We start from the raw sequence: 14,363 nt of genomic DNA, 5'->3' as shown, positions 1-14,363 counted from the left end.
GCCCGGTCTCATGTTCCTATTGCTAATCTCGTTGAACAATCAACACACTGGTATCATCGTGCCGGCCCATTCCCTCGGTAAAGGCATGGCTCGATCGAAACAAGGCTTCGACGGTTTCCTTAAGAGTCGACTGAGCCGATTCCTGTAGGACGCGTTTAATTCCAGGGACTCCAAACTCAACGTGAGAGCCTTCTTCGTCGTGAAAGGCTTCAGCTAAGCCATCGGAATAAAGGGCGAGTCTGCAGTGCTCCGGCACATCAATTTTCTGACTCACATATTCTGACCCATCCCAAATTCCGAGAGGCATGCCGACATCATCACTCGAACCACGTTCTTCAAGAGTGTTGGTCGTGAGGTCATGAATCATCGGCAGCGGATGACCGGCTGCCGCCCACTCAAATTCGTGCTTGACGGGATCTAAAATTCCATACAACAGCGTGATGAACCCTCCATCATCATTCACGACCGCATGGCTGCAAAGACTTTCATTAATGTCTCGAACAAAGACCGCCGGATCGGTATATCGCTTTGAAGGAAACATCTGGATCAAGGTATGCAATGTCATAATCGACATGCAGGCTTTCATTCCATGCCCGGAAGCATCACCGACTAACAGGGCGATATTGCCATCCGGCATAGTCAGCGCATTGTAATAATCGCCCCCGGCCATCGTGACTGGAAGTCCGCCGTACACGCTGATTTCTGACGATTCATATCGGCCTTCAATCTGATATCCCTCGGGCACGTTGAGCAGACGCGGAATGATTGACTCCTGCAGTTTGCGAACCGAATCAATCTCCTGTCTCAGTTTTGCGGAGATCACCCGTTCGCGTTCGGCTCGAACCGATTCCATCGCACTATGCAGAGCTGCATGTAGCAGAAACATGTAGTCTTTATTGTGATCGCGGATCACGTAGCTGCGTAATCCGGTCGTCATAAATTTAGCAATTCGATAGACATCTTCCTGGGAAGAGGCACCCACAATTGCATGATCGGCAGAGACCTCACGCAATTTCATAAAGGCTTCGTATGCTGTGTCGACATCTGGCGTACTTGTCGAAATCAGAAAAACATCCCAACTCGAATCGTTCAGTGCGGCTGCCAGAAAATCATCCCACGTCGTGTGCACCTCAACCTCAGTGTCGTCGACATCCAGATATAATTTTAGAAGCTCCGCCTCATCCGCATCATCCCAGCCCACAAGTACCCGCATGAATTAACCGTTCATTAAGATTTGATCAGAAAAATAAGAAGAGATTGTAATTCTGATCGCGTTCCCGGGATAACGCAAGCATCAAGTGTTGTTTATGAAAGTCAGTTTCAAAAACGGACGAAATTACACTGAAATTAGTCGTTTTCTGGTCGAGGATTATTCGCCCAATGTCCCGATTTATCTTCTCCGCGAACAAGCACCCCTTTCCCGTTCCACCCCAGATGAGCTTTCACATCAGCTGCCGCAAAGCGAAGTGTCAACGCACAGCGACGTCGGTCGGAATCGTTGGCGTCTGAACCGTGCAGAAGCAGATCGGAATGCATCGAGATCTGGCCAGCCTGTAAGTGATTTTCGATCACTTCTCCATATTGCTCGGGATTATCGATCGTCTGATTCAGGACATTGTGCTCATGCGACGAACTTGGTCGATAGGTCAAATGTCCAACATGATGAGACCCACTGATAAACTTCATCGGCCCGTTCTCAGCATCGACATCATCAATCGCCAGCCAGACGGTCAATGCTTTTGTTGGCGTGAGAGGCCAGTAACTCGAATCCTGATGCCAGGCCACCGTTTTCCCATCATGGGGCATCTTACAGAAGAAGTGCGAACCCCAGCCGATGACGTTATCACCGAGAATATCGGAAACACAATCAACAATCCGCTGATCGTGCAGCATATCCCAGACTTTCCCATGCTTCAAATGGGCGGAACTGATCGAATAACTGTCACCACCTTCCGCAATGACTCGTTCGAGCAGTTCATCAAAATACGTGCGGATTTCTCCAATCTCTTCCGGAGAATAAATCGAGATCGGATGGATATAACCTTCTTGATTATAATGCTCGATCTGTTCAGTCGTTAAGACCTTCGGATTCGTCACCGTGCCCGGATAGAATTTCAAATCTCGTTCAATGGCGTCAAGTTCAGCTTGATCGGGAACAATTTTATAAGAAGGGGTAGCCATCAGATTCTGCACCGTTTAGAGGAATTTTCACTCACAGACACATCACGAATCGCTATTGTATCAGCAAAACGCAATTCATTACAGGGATTCAAGCACTCAGCAAACGACCGCGAACTTGAATTTCCCTGTCGTGTCAATAAACTCATACCATCGCCGCCGTAGCTCAGTTGGTAGAGCAATGCTTTCGTAAAGCATGGGTCGTGTGTTCAAGTCACATCGGCGGCTCTCAAAAAGCCCTGTTATTCAGGGCTTTTTTTGTTTTTCGAGTCGCTATTTTTCGATTCATCCGCTGCACTGTCACGTGAAATGTCACGTTGGCTCGCCTCGTAGAGTTTTGCGGTCACAGATTGGGCATTTCGGCCAACATAAAACCGCATCGTTGTCTCGATCGACTCGTGTCTCATTAACTGCTGCAGATCTGCTGGCATCTGTATTCAGAAAGCGTCTTTTTCACTTCCGCTGACCAAATAGGATTTTGCTTGACATCTGGCTTTTATCTTAAAAAAGTGTCGCCAATTTTCGTAATGATCACTTCGATATTTTTCCACCCTTCGGACCTGAACTTCCGAGGCTTTAAAAATAAGGGAGAGTCTTCTTCTGATTGACTGATGTCGATTCATCAGTCAATAATGTGGGTTGTGTTATACAGAATATCAAATCTTATTAGACAGAAGTCATTCCTGTCTATCAATTAGTTGGCCGCATCAGGCCACAGGAGCATCCATGACCAAGAAGATGTTCGTTCGCGAGATGAGTCGGAGCGAATTTCTGATTGCAGAAGCAGACAAGCCTGGATTCAAGTCGCTCAAAACCGGCAAGAGTCACAAGAGGGCATTGGTGGTCTACACTGGCGTTGATCTGACTCCCAACCATCTGATCGAAAGGGGCACAGAGAATGGGCAGTCCTTCAGCGTTGAAGATGCTGAGTACACGCTGAACAATGTCGTGAACTTCAAGATCAGCAAATCAGTCACACATGAGGCAAGCGATGACAAGCCACCATCATTCGAACTCTGCGGCTAACTATTCCCTTGAGCGGACGCGGCTTTGACGTTGTATTGCAAGGCAGTCCATGATTGTCGAAACAATGCTCAACCTGCTCATCGATCCTTCCGGGGGCTTCCGCTGAAGAGGAGCGCCCCCGCCACCCGTGGTAGTCTCATTCGATCTTACTCATGCGGCAAAAAATACAGCAGACCATCCTCGGCTCCTAAAACCAAATCTGGCTTCCCATCTTTATTCCAGTCGACGGTCGTCGGGCTGGTGGTGTGGCCGGCTAAACGGCGATCTCCCAGCGTTCCCTTGTCGACAAAACGAATCTTCCCGTTTTCGGTGCCTGCATTTTCCATCAGGTTGGCATTGATCGAGTTGATCAGCAGGTCCCGTTTGCCGTCGCCGTTCCAGTCGACAAAGCAAAGTTTTCTACGGCCACTCGCTCCTGCGGTGCCCGTGTTTAATTGTAGAGGACTCTCAGGGTCTGCTTTCTGTGGTTGCTGGCGATTGTTAAACGCTCCTCCGCGAAATGCTCGCTGGCCCGGTTTGAGTTGGAGCTTACCATCGACCATTTCCCGCTCGAAGTATGCCAAATAGCCTTCGTGATCGAGCATCACCAGATCATTCAGACCGTCTTCATTCCAGTCGATGACCACGGGAGTCGTTCGCCACTGTGTTGCGAATTCATTATCGGCTGGTGACCACCAGTTCCAGGCTGGCTTGGGAGGTTCTGAAGTCCATTTGACTGTCACAGGTTGAGCAGCAGACAACTGAGGTTTTTCGCGAGTTCCCACATTCCGATACCAGACGACTTTGCCCCAGATCGAATTGGCGAGAATATCTGGCAATCCATCATTGTCCCAGTCAGCGACATCAATCGTAGTATAACCCCACTTCTGCTCAGCTGGCCCCTGAATCGATCCGTTCATACCAGCCTGAATGACAATTGGTTTGCCATCCACTTCGAGTAACTTCGGCGGACTCCACTTCGGTTGAGTGGCTCCATCAAGATTCTCGAACCAGCCAATTTCCCCAGCCGTGTTACCACAGACGAGGTCTTCATCGCCGTCGTTATCCCAGTCGAAGCCGACTGGAGTCACCAAGGCTCCGAATTTCAAATACTTCGCTTCCTGCTGAAAGAAAACCGGTTCCGCGAACTGGGGCATCCCCTCTTTAACTTTCCCTGTGTTCTCAATAAAAGCCACCCGGCCATCTTCCTGGCCAACAATCAAATCGACATCGCCATCACGATCCCAATCGAGACTGGAAACGACAATCATGCACAGATGCATGTTGATGACTTCGCCATCACGAGCCAGCTCTCGTCCACTGTCGTAGACTGGCTTTTCACGTGTTCCTGTATTCTGAAAGTAAGTGAAGCCGTCGATGAAGTCGCCGCAGAGCAAATCGAGATCGCCATCCTGATCGAAGTCGGCAAAGTTCGGACTGGGCATGCCGTACACATCGACGTTCTTGCCCCCCGCCTGCACATACTCTGGTTTTTTGTAATCGGGTTTCTCTGTGGTGCCTTTATTTTCTATCAAATAAACAAATCCATGCAGCGGGCCCCGAGTCCAGTTTCCCTGATCGTCGAAGGCATCGTCCCAGCCGTAGTCATCCCAGTGGCCTTGGCCGATAATTAAATCGAGATCGCCATCTCCTTCGAAATCGACATAACTCCATTGACGAGCTCTCAGTTTCCCGCCATTTCGCAGCACTTCACTGGTAGGATAAATCTTCTGTTTTTCATTGACATTTCCACTCGGAATTTCTGTCAACTCATAACCGGGCACCAGCACGCGAGGCCGATCATCGACGTAAGACAGGGTGATATTTGACATCCCCTTGCCCAGATGAACTCCCGGTTTGAAAACAGGCAGCTTGGGATCATTCCCTGTGTTTTCGAAGAAGTAGACTCCATTCGAAGGGACATCGGGACACGAGACGAGCAAATCGTAATCGCCATCCTGATCGTAATCCATCGGCAGTGGCCATCCCCAAAGTCCAACACCCAGATCGACTTTCAATCCGGGATTGTTGTAGAGAATCGGCTCGAAGTCCGCTGCGTTTGTTGGAAGGGTTTCGTACATCCAAGCGGCTGCACACAATAGAGCGAGCGTCTTAATTGTTCGCATGATATTCCTTTTGAGTTTGGAGATTTGATGGTGCCCAAATTATGGAGTTGAAATCGTTTTGAGTATCTCGGCGACTTTCAATCGCTCCGGTTCCAGAAAATGATTGAACGGTTCAGCCATGTGATCGCTGCAGATCTCAAGAATTCCGAGACCGCTTTTGACTGCTTTGATAAATCGGGAGCCGTATTTTCCAATGTCGTAAATCGCCTGCAGAGCCGTGATTTGCTTTTCGTACTCACGAGCTTTTGTTTCATCCCCCTGCTGCCAGGCGTTGTAGCATTTGACGAACAGGCTGGGGAAAATATTCGCTCCGCCATGCACGCCACCATCGCCACCGAGTTGCATAGACTCGATCAGATTGGCTTCCGGGCCCATCAGAATCGACCAGTCGGGTCGCAGTTTCTTGAGCTCTGTCAGTCGGCCGTAGTATTCGAGATCGCCACTGCTGTCTTTCACTCCAACAATGCGGCTATCCTCTGCCAGTTGCTTGAGCGTTTCAATTTCAAACCAGACTTTCGTCAGGCTGGGCATATTATAGAGCATCAAAGGCAGCGAAAGTTTCTCAACCAGTCGCCGGGTGTAGCCGAGGAGTTCTGTTTGTCCGACAGGGAAATAGTAGGGCGTCGTCAGCACGAGAGCATCGGCTCCGCATGATGCCGCATGATTAGCCAATGAGACTGATTCTGCAAACGCGGTATCGGTAATACCGACGAGTACCGAGACTCGACCGGCGACAACATTTGTCACCAGTTCAATCAGTTCCCGACGCAGACGATAACTCAGACATTGAGCCTCGCCGGTCGTTCCCAGAATGAAGACTCCGGAAACTCCTCCCTCAATGAGATGTTCGAGCAGACGCTCAGTCCCTGATCGATCCAACTCATCGTAAGTGAGCAGTGGTGTAACCATGGGGGGCACAATGCCTTGAAAACGAGGTTGTGTCATTTTTATTTGTTCTTTTCTTCTTGTTCGATGGGAACGTCAGCAGTGGGCTTAATAGGTGGGGCGACAATGATGCCAACCAGGAAAATTGTGAGAGTGCCAACAACTATAATCATATTCGCATGCAATGGATTTCGCAGGACTTCGGGAAGTTGCTTCATATTCGGCGAGAAAGTCATCCAAGCAATGACAAGTAAGCCAATCACCACAGCAGTGATGGCACGATGCCCGCGCGGATAACGGGATATCACACCGAGCAGAAACAAGCCGAGCAGTCCTCCTGCAAAAATTCCCTGCAGAATCCACCAGGCATCCAGAATGCTTTTCACTCCAATCAAAGCAACCGCGACTCCCGTTCCAACAACCCCCGTTGCGACGGTCGCAATTCTCAAAACAAGCATGGAAGTTCGTTCGGAGGGAGCTCGGTCCCAATACCGTTGGTAAATGTCTTTCAGGATGATCGTAGCCGAAGAATTCAGTGAGGTATCGACACTGCTCATCGCCGCCGCAAAAATCGCTGCGATTAACAATCCTGCCAGACCGACGGGCAATTGATTGGCGATAAAATGCGGCAACACTTTATCGCCAATTTCTTCATCGGTCAGTGAAGCGGCTTTCGTTTCCAGTTCCGTTTGTGAGAGTGGTTCAACTTCTGTTTCCGCGGCTACCTGCATGCGAACTTCCTGCAACATCTCGGGATGAGCATCGTAATAGGAAAACAGAACCGCACCGATCATGAAAAACAAAAGCGAAATTGGTACGTACAACAACGCTCCCAGCCACAAGGCCCGTTTAGCGGAACGCTCGTCTTTAGCGGTGTGGTATCGCTGCACGAAACTCTGATCGATGCCAAAGTTATTCAGATTAATAAACGTCCCATAAAGCAGTAATACCCAAACCGTCGGCTCTGTGAAATTCAATGCCCAGCTTCCCAGGCTGAATTTGTTCGCAGTCGCAGCAATCGTAAACGCCTGAGACGGCCCTTCCGGCATGCCGAAAACCAGCATCGCGAATATGAGGATCGCTCCGCCCATCAGCACGATGGATTGAACAACATCGGTCCAGATAACCGCCTCGATTCCACCGAGTAACGTGTAAAAGGTGACAAGTATCCCCGTCGCAATGATGATCGTTGTCACATCCCATCCAGTGAGTGCATACAAGCCAAGTGCAACGCCAAAGAGTATCGCGCCCATCCGTGCAATTTGCGTGAGCAGATAACAGACAACCGCATAAGTTCTGGCCCACAATCCAAATTTCATTTCCAGGTGATGATAAGCCGAGATCTCACCGGAGTTACGATAGAACGGAATAAAGAATCGCGTTGCAAACCATGCCGCGATGGGGAGGGTCAGGCTGAATACGAAGGCGTTGAAATTGGTGCCATACGTTTTCCCGGGCACTCCCAGAAATGTATTGCTGCTCAGAAATGTTCCGAATATGGACAGACCTACCGCCCACCCAGGCAACGCTCCCCCAGCAGCCATGAACTCACTTGTGTTATCGCTTTTGCGTACAAACCAGCAACCCATCGCCACGACTGCTGTGACGTAAATCGCAAATACAAAAATGTCGAGCGAGGCAAGATTCATAGTGAGCTTGGCATTTCTTTATAATCGCCAGCGGCGGTCTGCAGGGTTTGCCGTGAAATGCAAAGTGACTTCGAGCCCTTTGCGAATATGCTGACGCATCGCAACTTGAGCCGCGATGGCATCCCCCTGCAATAACGCTTTGAGGATTCGCTCGTGATCTTCACAGGTAGCGTGCATCAATTCGGCATCGTAGCGATGACGATTAGTCGAAAAGATTCTGGTCAACACATGAGAATTTTCGACAGTTCGGATCATGATTTCGTTACCGCAGGAGTCGAGTATCGTTTTGTGAAAGGCGAGATCATGCTCTTCGAATGATTTGATCGTCTTCATATCCTCGGCATCGACTTCACCAGTCAACACTTGTTGAGTGATCTCCTGCATCGCCAGATAGTGTTGTTGCAGAAATTGCAGATGATTTTCCGACATCCTCTCTGCCGCTTTTTCTGCGACATAAGGTTCGAGCGCTTCCCGCATCTCATAGAGTTCGATCAACTCTTCCCGTTCGATTTTGCGAACGACTGCTCCTAACTGTGGGACAAGATCGACAAAACCTTCATTGACCAGCATGCCAATCGCTTCGCGGACGGGGGTCGCACTGATACCGAGTTCCTTACCAACAGGCCCGTAAAGAATCCGACTTCCCGGCGCAAGCTCACCCGAAATCAGTTTCGATTTCAGGTGATCGTAAGCACGACGGGAGTGAGTGGTCGACATTGATAACAGCCGTAATCGTAGATGTCACAAAAAGTCCATACAGGTCTATAGACTATAAATAATCATTTACTGATGGGAATTCAAGCGAAAGAAGAAATTACACTCACGAGCACAAAGGGCGATTGCGTTTGTCGGGCAGGATTGTGACACACTCGCTTGCACTTCGCGATTGTAACTTCAGCATTGAAGTCAGCTCAGCAGACTATTCCGCTGCAGCAATGCGGTCAAAGACGATTTCCACCATCAGCGGGTGCAGTCCAAGATGGGGACAGACCTTGAATTCCACCTCGGGCCATTTCTCTGCGAAGCCTTGGCGAAACTCTTCCAGGTCGTCGACCACATGCGTACCGGCCGAGAGAAAATACGGGAACATGAGAACGCGTTTTGCTCCGGAAGCAACACACTTCTCGGCTCCCTGAGGAATCGTCGGCTCTGTGAGTTCGAGAAATGAGCTCTCGACGACGGAATCGGGACGAGCCTTGCGGACCATATCCGCCAGTTTGAAAAGATCGTCATTCGCCTGCTGACGTCGACTGCCATGTGCGATTAACAGAATTGTGGTATCGTTTTGCTGAGTATTCATAATCGCATTTTATGCCACAATGAGCGGGGGAACACCCGAATCATGACTGACTAAGCTCGCCTATTGGTGATTTAATCGAGACAAATAAAAAACGCGTCCTCCAGGAGAACGCGTTTTTCAATATTTTGTTCTTCGCAACTGGCTTACCAGGCGAAGTGGGCGAAGGCTTTGTTCGCATCGGCCATGCGGTGTACGTTTTCACGTGTGGTCATCGCGGTACCTTCACGGCGAGAGGCTGACATGAACTCTTCAGCCAGACTCTGCGAAATTGGACGACCTTTGCGACCTCGGGCAGCAGCCAAAACCCAGCGAATCGCTAGTGTCTGCTGACGTTTTGGCTTCACAGGTGTTGGAACCTGATAAGTTGCACCACCGACACGCTTTGATTTCACTTCGATGTACGGCTTGCAGTTTTCAAGAGCTCGCTCGAAGACTTCGATTTCGCTGTCTTCCGGCATACGCTGCTTGATAATTTCCAACGCATCGTAAAATGCACGCTGTGCGGTGCTCTTTTTACCATCGAGCATCAAACAGTTGACAAATTTCGAGGCCAGGATCGAATTGAACCGAGGATCGGGTTTCAGTTGACTAACTGAGGCAGTAAATCGCTTCGCCATGAATCATCTATACTTTACAGGGCCAGAAAAGTGGAACTTTTATAAGACAGTCAGTTGCTTATTTAGGGCGTTTCGCACCGTAGCGACTGCGTGCCTGACGACGATCGCCGACACCCAGGGTATCGAGCACGCCGCGAATAACTTTATAACGCACACCGGGAAGGTCGCGAACTCGACCACCACGGACAAGCACAATGGAGTGCTCTTGAAGGTTATGGCCTTCACCGGGAATATAAGCCGTGACTTCTTTTCCATTCGACAAACGGACACGAGCCACTTTACGCAAAGCCGAGTTCGGCTTTTTCGGTGTCATCGTCTTCACCTGAAGACAAACGCCTCGCTTCTGAGGACATCCTTCAAGAAGTGGAGTCTTACTTTTGGCAATTTGTTTTTTGCGTGGTTTACGCACTAACTGATTGATTGTCGGCATACTTGCTGACCCTAAGTCACTAATATCACAAAAGTTAGGAGATTACATCCAGGCTGGCTTCAGCCGCGTACTCTTCCCGTCAATCCACCTGATTTCAGGCGAAGCGAAAAGGATACCGATTAAATAGGAAATCGTCAAATCACTTTAACGGGGTAGCTGAGAAAATCATCACGAAGTTTTTCATAAATTACAGGTATGGTTAACCTGTATGACTGTACTGACAAATTAATTCCCCCCACTATTTACATAATACCCAATTGAATCGCTGATATCACATTCGTATAATTAAGCATGGATCAGTCACACAATTTGACTGATTTTGCCTTCCCAGTTCATCTGACATCCACCGTCAGCACACAAAAGTTCCCTCCTGCGTCTGTAGAGATCGAGTCGGCTCATGCGATCGTTAAATGTGAAATCAGATTTTTTCGTCACTCTGACCTTCCCCCTGCTTTGCCTGACATTTATTTATTCAGCCAGAGCAGAAGAACAGCTGGAAAAAGGGCGAAAGATTTACTTATCGCAGTGTGTCGACTGCCATGGCGATAAAGGTCAGGGGGTGGAATCGGTTTATCCGTCACCCTTGATTGGCGATCTGGCTGTTCGAGAATTGTCTGCCTACATCTCCGAGGCGATGCCGGAAGGCGAGCCTGAAGTTTGCGTCGCCGAGGATGCCGATGCCGTTGCGGCTTATATCCATCAGGAATTCTATTCCATCGTTGCCCGAGTGCGAAATCAGCCACCCTCTGTCGATTTTTCCCGACTGACCGTTCGTCAATATCGCAACAGTGTCGCCGATCTCGTGAACAGCTTTCGCTGGTCCAACAACTTTGGCGACGAACAAGGACTCAAAGCCCGTTACTACAAATCGAATAAGCAGAATAAAGAGAATCTTGCCATTGAGAGAATTGATTCTCTCATCAATTTTGATTTCGGTGAGGCTGGTCCCGATCCCGAGAATATTACGGAACCGGAATATACCATGATCTGGGAAGGTTCTGTGCTGGCTGCCGAGACGGGCTGGTATGAATTTATTGTTGACTCGGAAAATCAATGCTATCTCCGAGTAAATGGTAGTGATCCGCCTCTGATCAATATCCGTGTCAAATCCGGAGATCAAACGGAATATCGTGAGGAGATGTTTCTGCTGGAAGGTCGCGCTTACGGGATTCGTCTTGAAGTTCGGAAGTCCAAGACCGACAAACTGGTCTCTGCACACCTCAAGTGGAAACCACCACATGGCACCGAGCAATACATTCCGCCGCATTATCTCTCGGCCAGCCCGATGCCGAAATGGTTGATTGTCGAAACCGATTTTCCACCCGACGATAAAAGTGTTGGCTATGAACGTGGCGTGCAGGTTTCTCAGGACTGGTTCGATGCCGTCACCACGGCTGCAGTCGAAGTCACCGACAAATTGATGCCGGAGATTCCGGGGATGATTAAAATCCCCGAAATCAATGAGGAACATAAAGAGAAACTAAAACAATTCTGCCTCGACTTCGCGACACGCGCCTTTCGTCGTCCGCTTTCGGAGGAGTTAAAGCAACTTTACATCGAAAGGCAGTTTGCAGAATCACCCAGCACAGCTATCGCCGTCAAACGGTCGCTACTGTTGATTCTCAAGTCTCCTCGATTTCTGTTTCCTTATCTCGGGAACGAACAGTTTGACGATTACGATCTGGCTGCCTGGCTGTCACTGACCATGTGGGATTCGATTCCCGATCCGAAATTACTCGAAGCGGCAGAGAAACATCAGCTGATTGAGAATGATCGATTCACATGGCAGGTTGACCGGATGGTGAAAGATCCGCGAGCCAAAGCAAAAGTGCGCCAGTTCTTTCGCGGCTGGCTATATTTCGATCACTTCAGCGAATTATCGAAAGCCGATGACGAACATCCCGAGTTCAATGCCAGGCTGATTAGTGAATTGAAAGATTCGCTCGAGTTATTCATTGAGGATATTTTCTGGTCGGATGAATCCGATTATCGCAAACTGCTCCAGGCGGAATCGATTTATGCCAGTCCCGAGATTGCCGAATTTTATGGACTGCCTGCAGTCAACGGTCCGGTCTTTGAAAAGATTCCTTTTGAGCCAGAACATCGGTCAGGGATTCTAACGCATCCTTATTTACTGGCTGGACTGGCTTATGAGGACTCGACATCACCCATTCATCGAGGCGTATTTCTTTCGCGGAGTTTATTGGGGCGTTTTTTGAAGCCGCCACCGATTGCAGTGACTCCCACCCCGCCGGATCTCGATCCGACCATGACAACCCGGGAACGAATTGCCATGCAGACAAAACCAGTTGCTTGCAGTTCCTGCCATGGATTAATCAATCATTTGGGGTTCACATTGGAGAACTTTGATGAAGTTGGCCGATACCGAAAACAGGAACGCAACCGGGATATCGATGCTTCGGGCTATTACATCTCCCGTGAAGGTGAACAAAACCGCTTCCAGGGAGCCGAGGAACTTTCCCGGTTTTTGACGAATAGCGACGAGGCCCATCAGGCGTTTATCGAGCAGTTTTTCCAGTATCTGATCAAGCAGCCGATTCAGGCATTTGGCCCGGAAATGATCAGTGAGCTCGATCAGGATTTTGGGAATAATCAGTACAATATGCAGAAACTGATGCTGAACATCGCGAAAAAATCGGCTCTGCGACAAAGGGCAATTAAGCAGGAACTTGTGCTTGATACGCACAAGTAACTCTTTATTTCCTGAAACTGTGTGATATAATAGTCTTAGCTCCCCCACCACTTACCTTCTGAAGGTCCTTCCATGAAATACTCCATGCAACGTCGCGAATTTCTGAAGAACGCTGGTCTTGGAGCATTGTCGATTCCCTTCCTCGCCAGTTTGCCCAGCTTAGGGTACGCCAACACAACGGTCAGAAAACAACGCATGGTTGTGATTTTCAGCCCGAATGGAGTGGTTCCGCAGAATTTCTGGCCGGACGAAGAAGGGGAACAATTTGCTCTCAAATCGATCATGGAGCCGTTTGCGCCTTATAAGGACAAACTGCTCACTCTGCATGGCATCAGCGACAAAATCAAAGGGGATGGCGACTCTCACATGCGGGGCATGGGCTGCCTGTTGACGGGATCGGAATTGTTCCCCGGCAATATCCAGGGAGGTTCTCACACCCCGGCTGGCTGGTCGAGTGGCTTGTCGATCGATCAGGAAATCAAAAATGTCTTGCAGCAGAATCCTGCTACACAAACCCGCTTCGGCTCCCTCGAATTCGGCGTAATGGTTCCCGAACGAGCCGATACCTGGACGCGCATGGTTTACGCCGGTGCGAACAAACCAATTGCTCCAGTTGACGATCCATACCAGATGCTCAGCAAACTCTACGGCAAGATGAAAGACCGCGAGAGCCTGAAGAGTATTATGGATCCTCTCCAACAAGACCTCGCGAAACTTCGTCTGATGGTCAGTGCAGAAGATCGTCATCTGCTCGATGAACAGGCTTCGTTTGTCCGCGATATGGAACGCGAACTTAAGCAGGAAAACCCAGCTGATGTTGGACATGCCGTTCCGAAGCTGGAACTGGGCGTGAAAGAAGTCAACGACAACATGCCGAAGATCAGTAAGATGCAAATTGATCTGCTGGTCAACAGTTTCCGGGCCGACTTCGCCCGCATTGCGACCTTGCAGTTCACGAACTCGGTCGGACAAGCCAAGATGAACTGGCTCGGCATCGACGAAGGCCATCATGGCCTCTCCCACGAGCCAGACAGCAACACCGATGCCGTCGAGAAGCTGACGAAAATCAACACCTGGTATGCCGAGCAAGTTGCCTACCTCGTCAAGCAATTAGCCGAGACACCCGAACCGGGTGCCAGCGGCAGCATGCTCGATAACACAATGGTCATCTGGACGAACGAACTAGGCAAAGGCAATTCCCATACCCTCAACGACATTCCGTTCGTCATGATCGGTGGAGGCATGGGCTACAAGATGGGCCGTTCTCTCAAACTGAAAAACGTCGCCCATAACCGCCTGCACCTTTCACTCGCCCAAAGCTTCGGCCACGACCTCAAAACCTTCGGCAACCCCGACTACTGCGGCGATGGTCCACTCGCGTTGAGTTAGGCATTTGTTATGCTCTGTGCAGTCGCATGGGCGTCAAATGTTCGTAAAACGCTAAGCTTGCTCCTGCCGAA

General features: G+C 49.6%; 12 protein-coding genes and 1 tRNA gene. 4 read left to right on the top strand and 9 right to left on the bottom strand.

Annotated features, from left to right (window positions below):
• Positions 1 to 22 precede the first annotated feature (22 nt).
• Positions 23 to 1,213: a PP2C family protein-serine/threonine phosphatase gene (locus tag Pan54_RS20720; RefSeq protein WP_146505294.1), complete on the bottom strand. Its 1,191-nt coding sequence runs from the start codon at positions 1,211 to 1,213 to the stop codon at positions 23 to 25.
• 134 nt (positions 1,214 to 1,347) lie between these two features.
• On the bottom strand, positions 1,348 to 2,181 hold the full coding sequence (locus Pan54_RS20715; RefSeq protein WP_146505293.1) for a phytanoyl-CoA dioxygenase family protein: 834 nt from the start codon (positions 2,179 to 2,181) through the stop codon (positions 1,348 to 1,350).
• A 152-nt stretch (positions 2,182 to 2,333) separates the two neighbouring features.
• Here Pan54_RS20715 and Pan54_RS20710 point away from each other — a divergent pair.
• Together Pan54_RS20710 and Pan54_RS20705 are read left to right on the top strand one after the other, a co-directional pair.
• Positions 2,334 to 2,406: transfer RNA gene (locus Pan54_RS20710), tRNA-Thr, on the top strand.
• Between the two features lie 498 nt (positions 2,407 to 2,904).
• On the top strand, positions 2,905 to 3,204 hold the full coding sequence (locus tag Pan54_RS20705; protein ID WP_146505292.1) for a hypothetical protein: 300 nt from the start codon (positions 2,905 to 2,907) through the stop codon (positions 3,202 to 3,204).
• A 146-nt stretch (positions 3,205 to 3,350) separates the two neighbouring features.
• On the opposite strand, the gene Pan54_RS20700 is transcribed toward Pan54_RS20705, so the two are convergent.
• The 7 genes from Pan54_RS20700 to rpsL form a co-directional block, all read right to left on the bottom strand.
• A complete protein-coding gene (locus Pan54_RS20700; protein WP_146505291.1) occupies positions 3,351 to 5,309 on the bottom strand; it encodes an FG-GAP repeat domain-containing protein in 1,959 nt (652 codons plus the stop codon).
• A 39-nt stretch (positions 5,310 to 5,348) separates the two neighbouring features.
• On the bottom strand, positions 5,349 to 6,254 hold the full coding sequence (locus Pan54_RS20695; RefSeq protein WP_146505290.1) for a dihydrodipicolinate synthase family protein: 906 nt from the start codon (positions 6,252 to 6,254) through the stop codon (positions 5,349 to 5,351).
• A gap of 2 nt (positions 6,255 to 6,256) precedes the next feature.
• A complete protein-coding gene (locus Pan54_RS20690; RefSeq protein WP_146505289.1) occupies positions 6,257 to 7,843 on the bottom strand; it encodes a sodium:solute symporter in 1,587 nt (528 codons plus the stop codon).
• Between the two features lie 18 nt (positions 7,844 to 7,861).
• Positions 7,862 to 8,560, bottom strand: coding sequence for a GntR family transcriptional regulator (locus tag Pan54_RS20685; protein WP_146505288.1), 699 nt, complete (start codon positions 8,558 to 8,560; stop codon positions 7,862 to 7,864).
• Positions 8,561 to 8,762: 202 nt separating this feature from the next.
• Positions 8,763 to 9,143 carry a sirohydrochlorin chelatase gene (locus tag Pan54_RS20680; RefSeq protein ID WP_146505287.1) on the bottom strand — a complete coding sequence of 127 codons (381 nt, stop codon included), beginning with the start codon at positions 9,141 to 9,143 and terminating at the stop codon, positions 8,763 to 8,765.
• Between the two features lie 143 nt (positions 9,144 to 9,286).
• On the bottom strand, positions 9,287 to 9,760 hold the full coding sequence (gene rpsG / locus Pan54_RS20675) for a 30S ribosomal protein S7 (protein ID WP_146505286.1): 474 nt from the start codon (positions 9,758 to 9,760) through the stop codon (positions 9,287 to 9,289).
• Positions 9,761 to 9,818: 58 nt separating this feature from the next.
• Entirely contained in the window at positions 9,819 to 10,190 is a 372-nt protein-coding gene (gene rpsL / locus Pan54_RS20670) for a 30S ribosomal protein S12 (RefSeq protein ID WP_146505285.1), read from the bottom strand.
• Between the two features lie 397 nt (positions 10,191 to 10,587).
• Here rpsL and Pan54_RS20665 point away from each other — a divergent pair, with 397 nt between their 5' ends.
• Entirely contained in the window at positions 10,588 to 12,903 is a 2,316-nt protein-coding gene (locus Pan54_RS20665; protein WP_146505284.1) for a DUF1592 domain-containing protein, read from the top strand.
• A gap of 72 nt (positions 12,904 to 12,975) precedes the next feature.
• Positions 12,976 to 14,292 (top strand): DUF1552 domain-containing protein, encoded by a 1,317-nt coding sequence (locus Pan54_RS20660; protein ID WP_146505283.1) that lies wholly within the window; start codon positions 12,976 to 12,978, stop codon positions 14,290 to 14,292.
• Positions 14,293 to 14,363: the final 71 nt, after the last annotated feature.

The organism is Rubinisphaera italica, from assembly GCF_007859715.1.
GTDB lineage: Bacteria > Planctomycetota > Planctomycetia > Planctomycetales > Planctomycetaceae > Rubinisphaera > Rubinisphaera italica.
Note: the sequence above shows the minus strand (reverse complement) of the source record. Positions and strands in the feature narration are given on the sequence as shown.

Excerpts from the sequence above, each read along its gene's own strand:
- Pan54_RS20720 (WP_146505294.1), bottom strand. The coding sequence starts at position 1,213 with ATGCGGGTACTTGTGGGCTGGGATGATGCGGATGAGGCGGAGCTTCTA.
- Pan54_RS20715 (WP_146505293.1), bottom strand. The coding sequence starts at position 2,181 with ATGGCTACCCCTTCTTATAAAATTGTTCCCGATCAAGCTGAACTTGAC.
- Pan54_RS20705 (WP_146505292.1), top strand. The coding sequence starts at position 2,905 with ATGACCAAGAAGATGTTCGTTCGCGAGATGAGTCGGAGCGAATTTCTG.
- Pan54_RS20700 (WP_146505291.1), bottom strand. The coding sequence starts at position 5,309 with ATGCGAACAATTAAGACGCTCGCTCTATTGTGTGCAGCCGCTTGGATG.
- Pan54_RS20695 (WP_146505290.1), bottom strand. The coding sequence starts at position 6,254 with ATGACACAACCTCGTTTTCAAGGCATTGTGCCCCCCATGGTTACACCA.
- Pan54_RS20690 (WP_146505289.1), bottom strand. The coding sequence starts at position 7,843 with ATGAATCTTGCCTCGCTCGACATTTTTGTATTTGCGATTTACGTCACA.
- Pan54_RS20685 (WP_146505288.1), bottom strand. The coding sequence starts at position 8,560 with ATGTCGACCACTCACTCCCGTCGTGCTTACGATCACCTGAAATCGAAA.
- Pan54_RS20680 (WP_146505287.1), bottom strand. The coding sequence starts at position 9,143 with ATGAATACTCAGCAAAACGATACCACAATTCTGTTAATCGCACATGGC.
- rpsG (WP_146505286.1), bottom strand. The coding sequence starts at position 9,760 with ATGGCGAAGCGATTTACTGCCTCAGTTAGTCAACTGAAACCCGATCCT.
- rpsL (WP_146505285.1), bottom strand. The coding sequence starts at position 10,190 with ATGCCGACAATCAATCAGTTAGTGCGTAAACCACGCAAAAAACAAATT.
- Pan54_RS20665 (WP_146505284.1), top strand. The coding sequence starts at position 10,588 with ATGCGATCGTTAAATGTGAAATCAGATTTTTTCGTCACTCTGACCTTC.
- Pan54_RS20660 (WP_146505283.1), top strand. The coding sequence starts at position 12,976 with ATGAAATACTCCATGCAACGTCGCGAATTTCTGAAGAACGCTGGTCTT.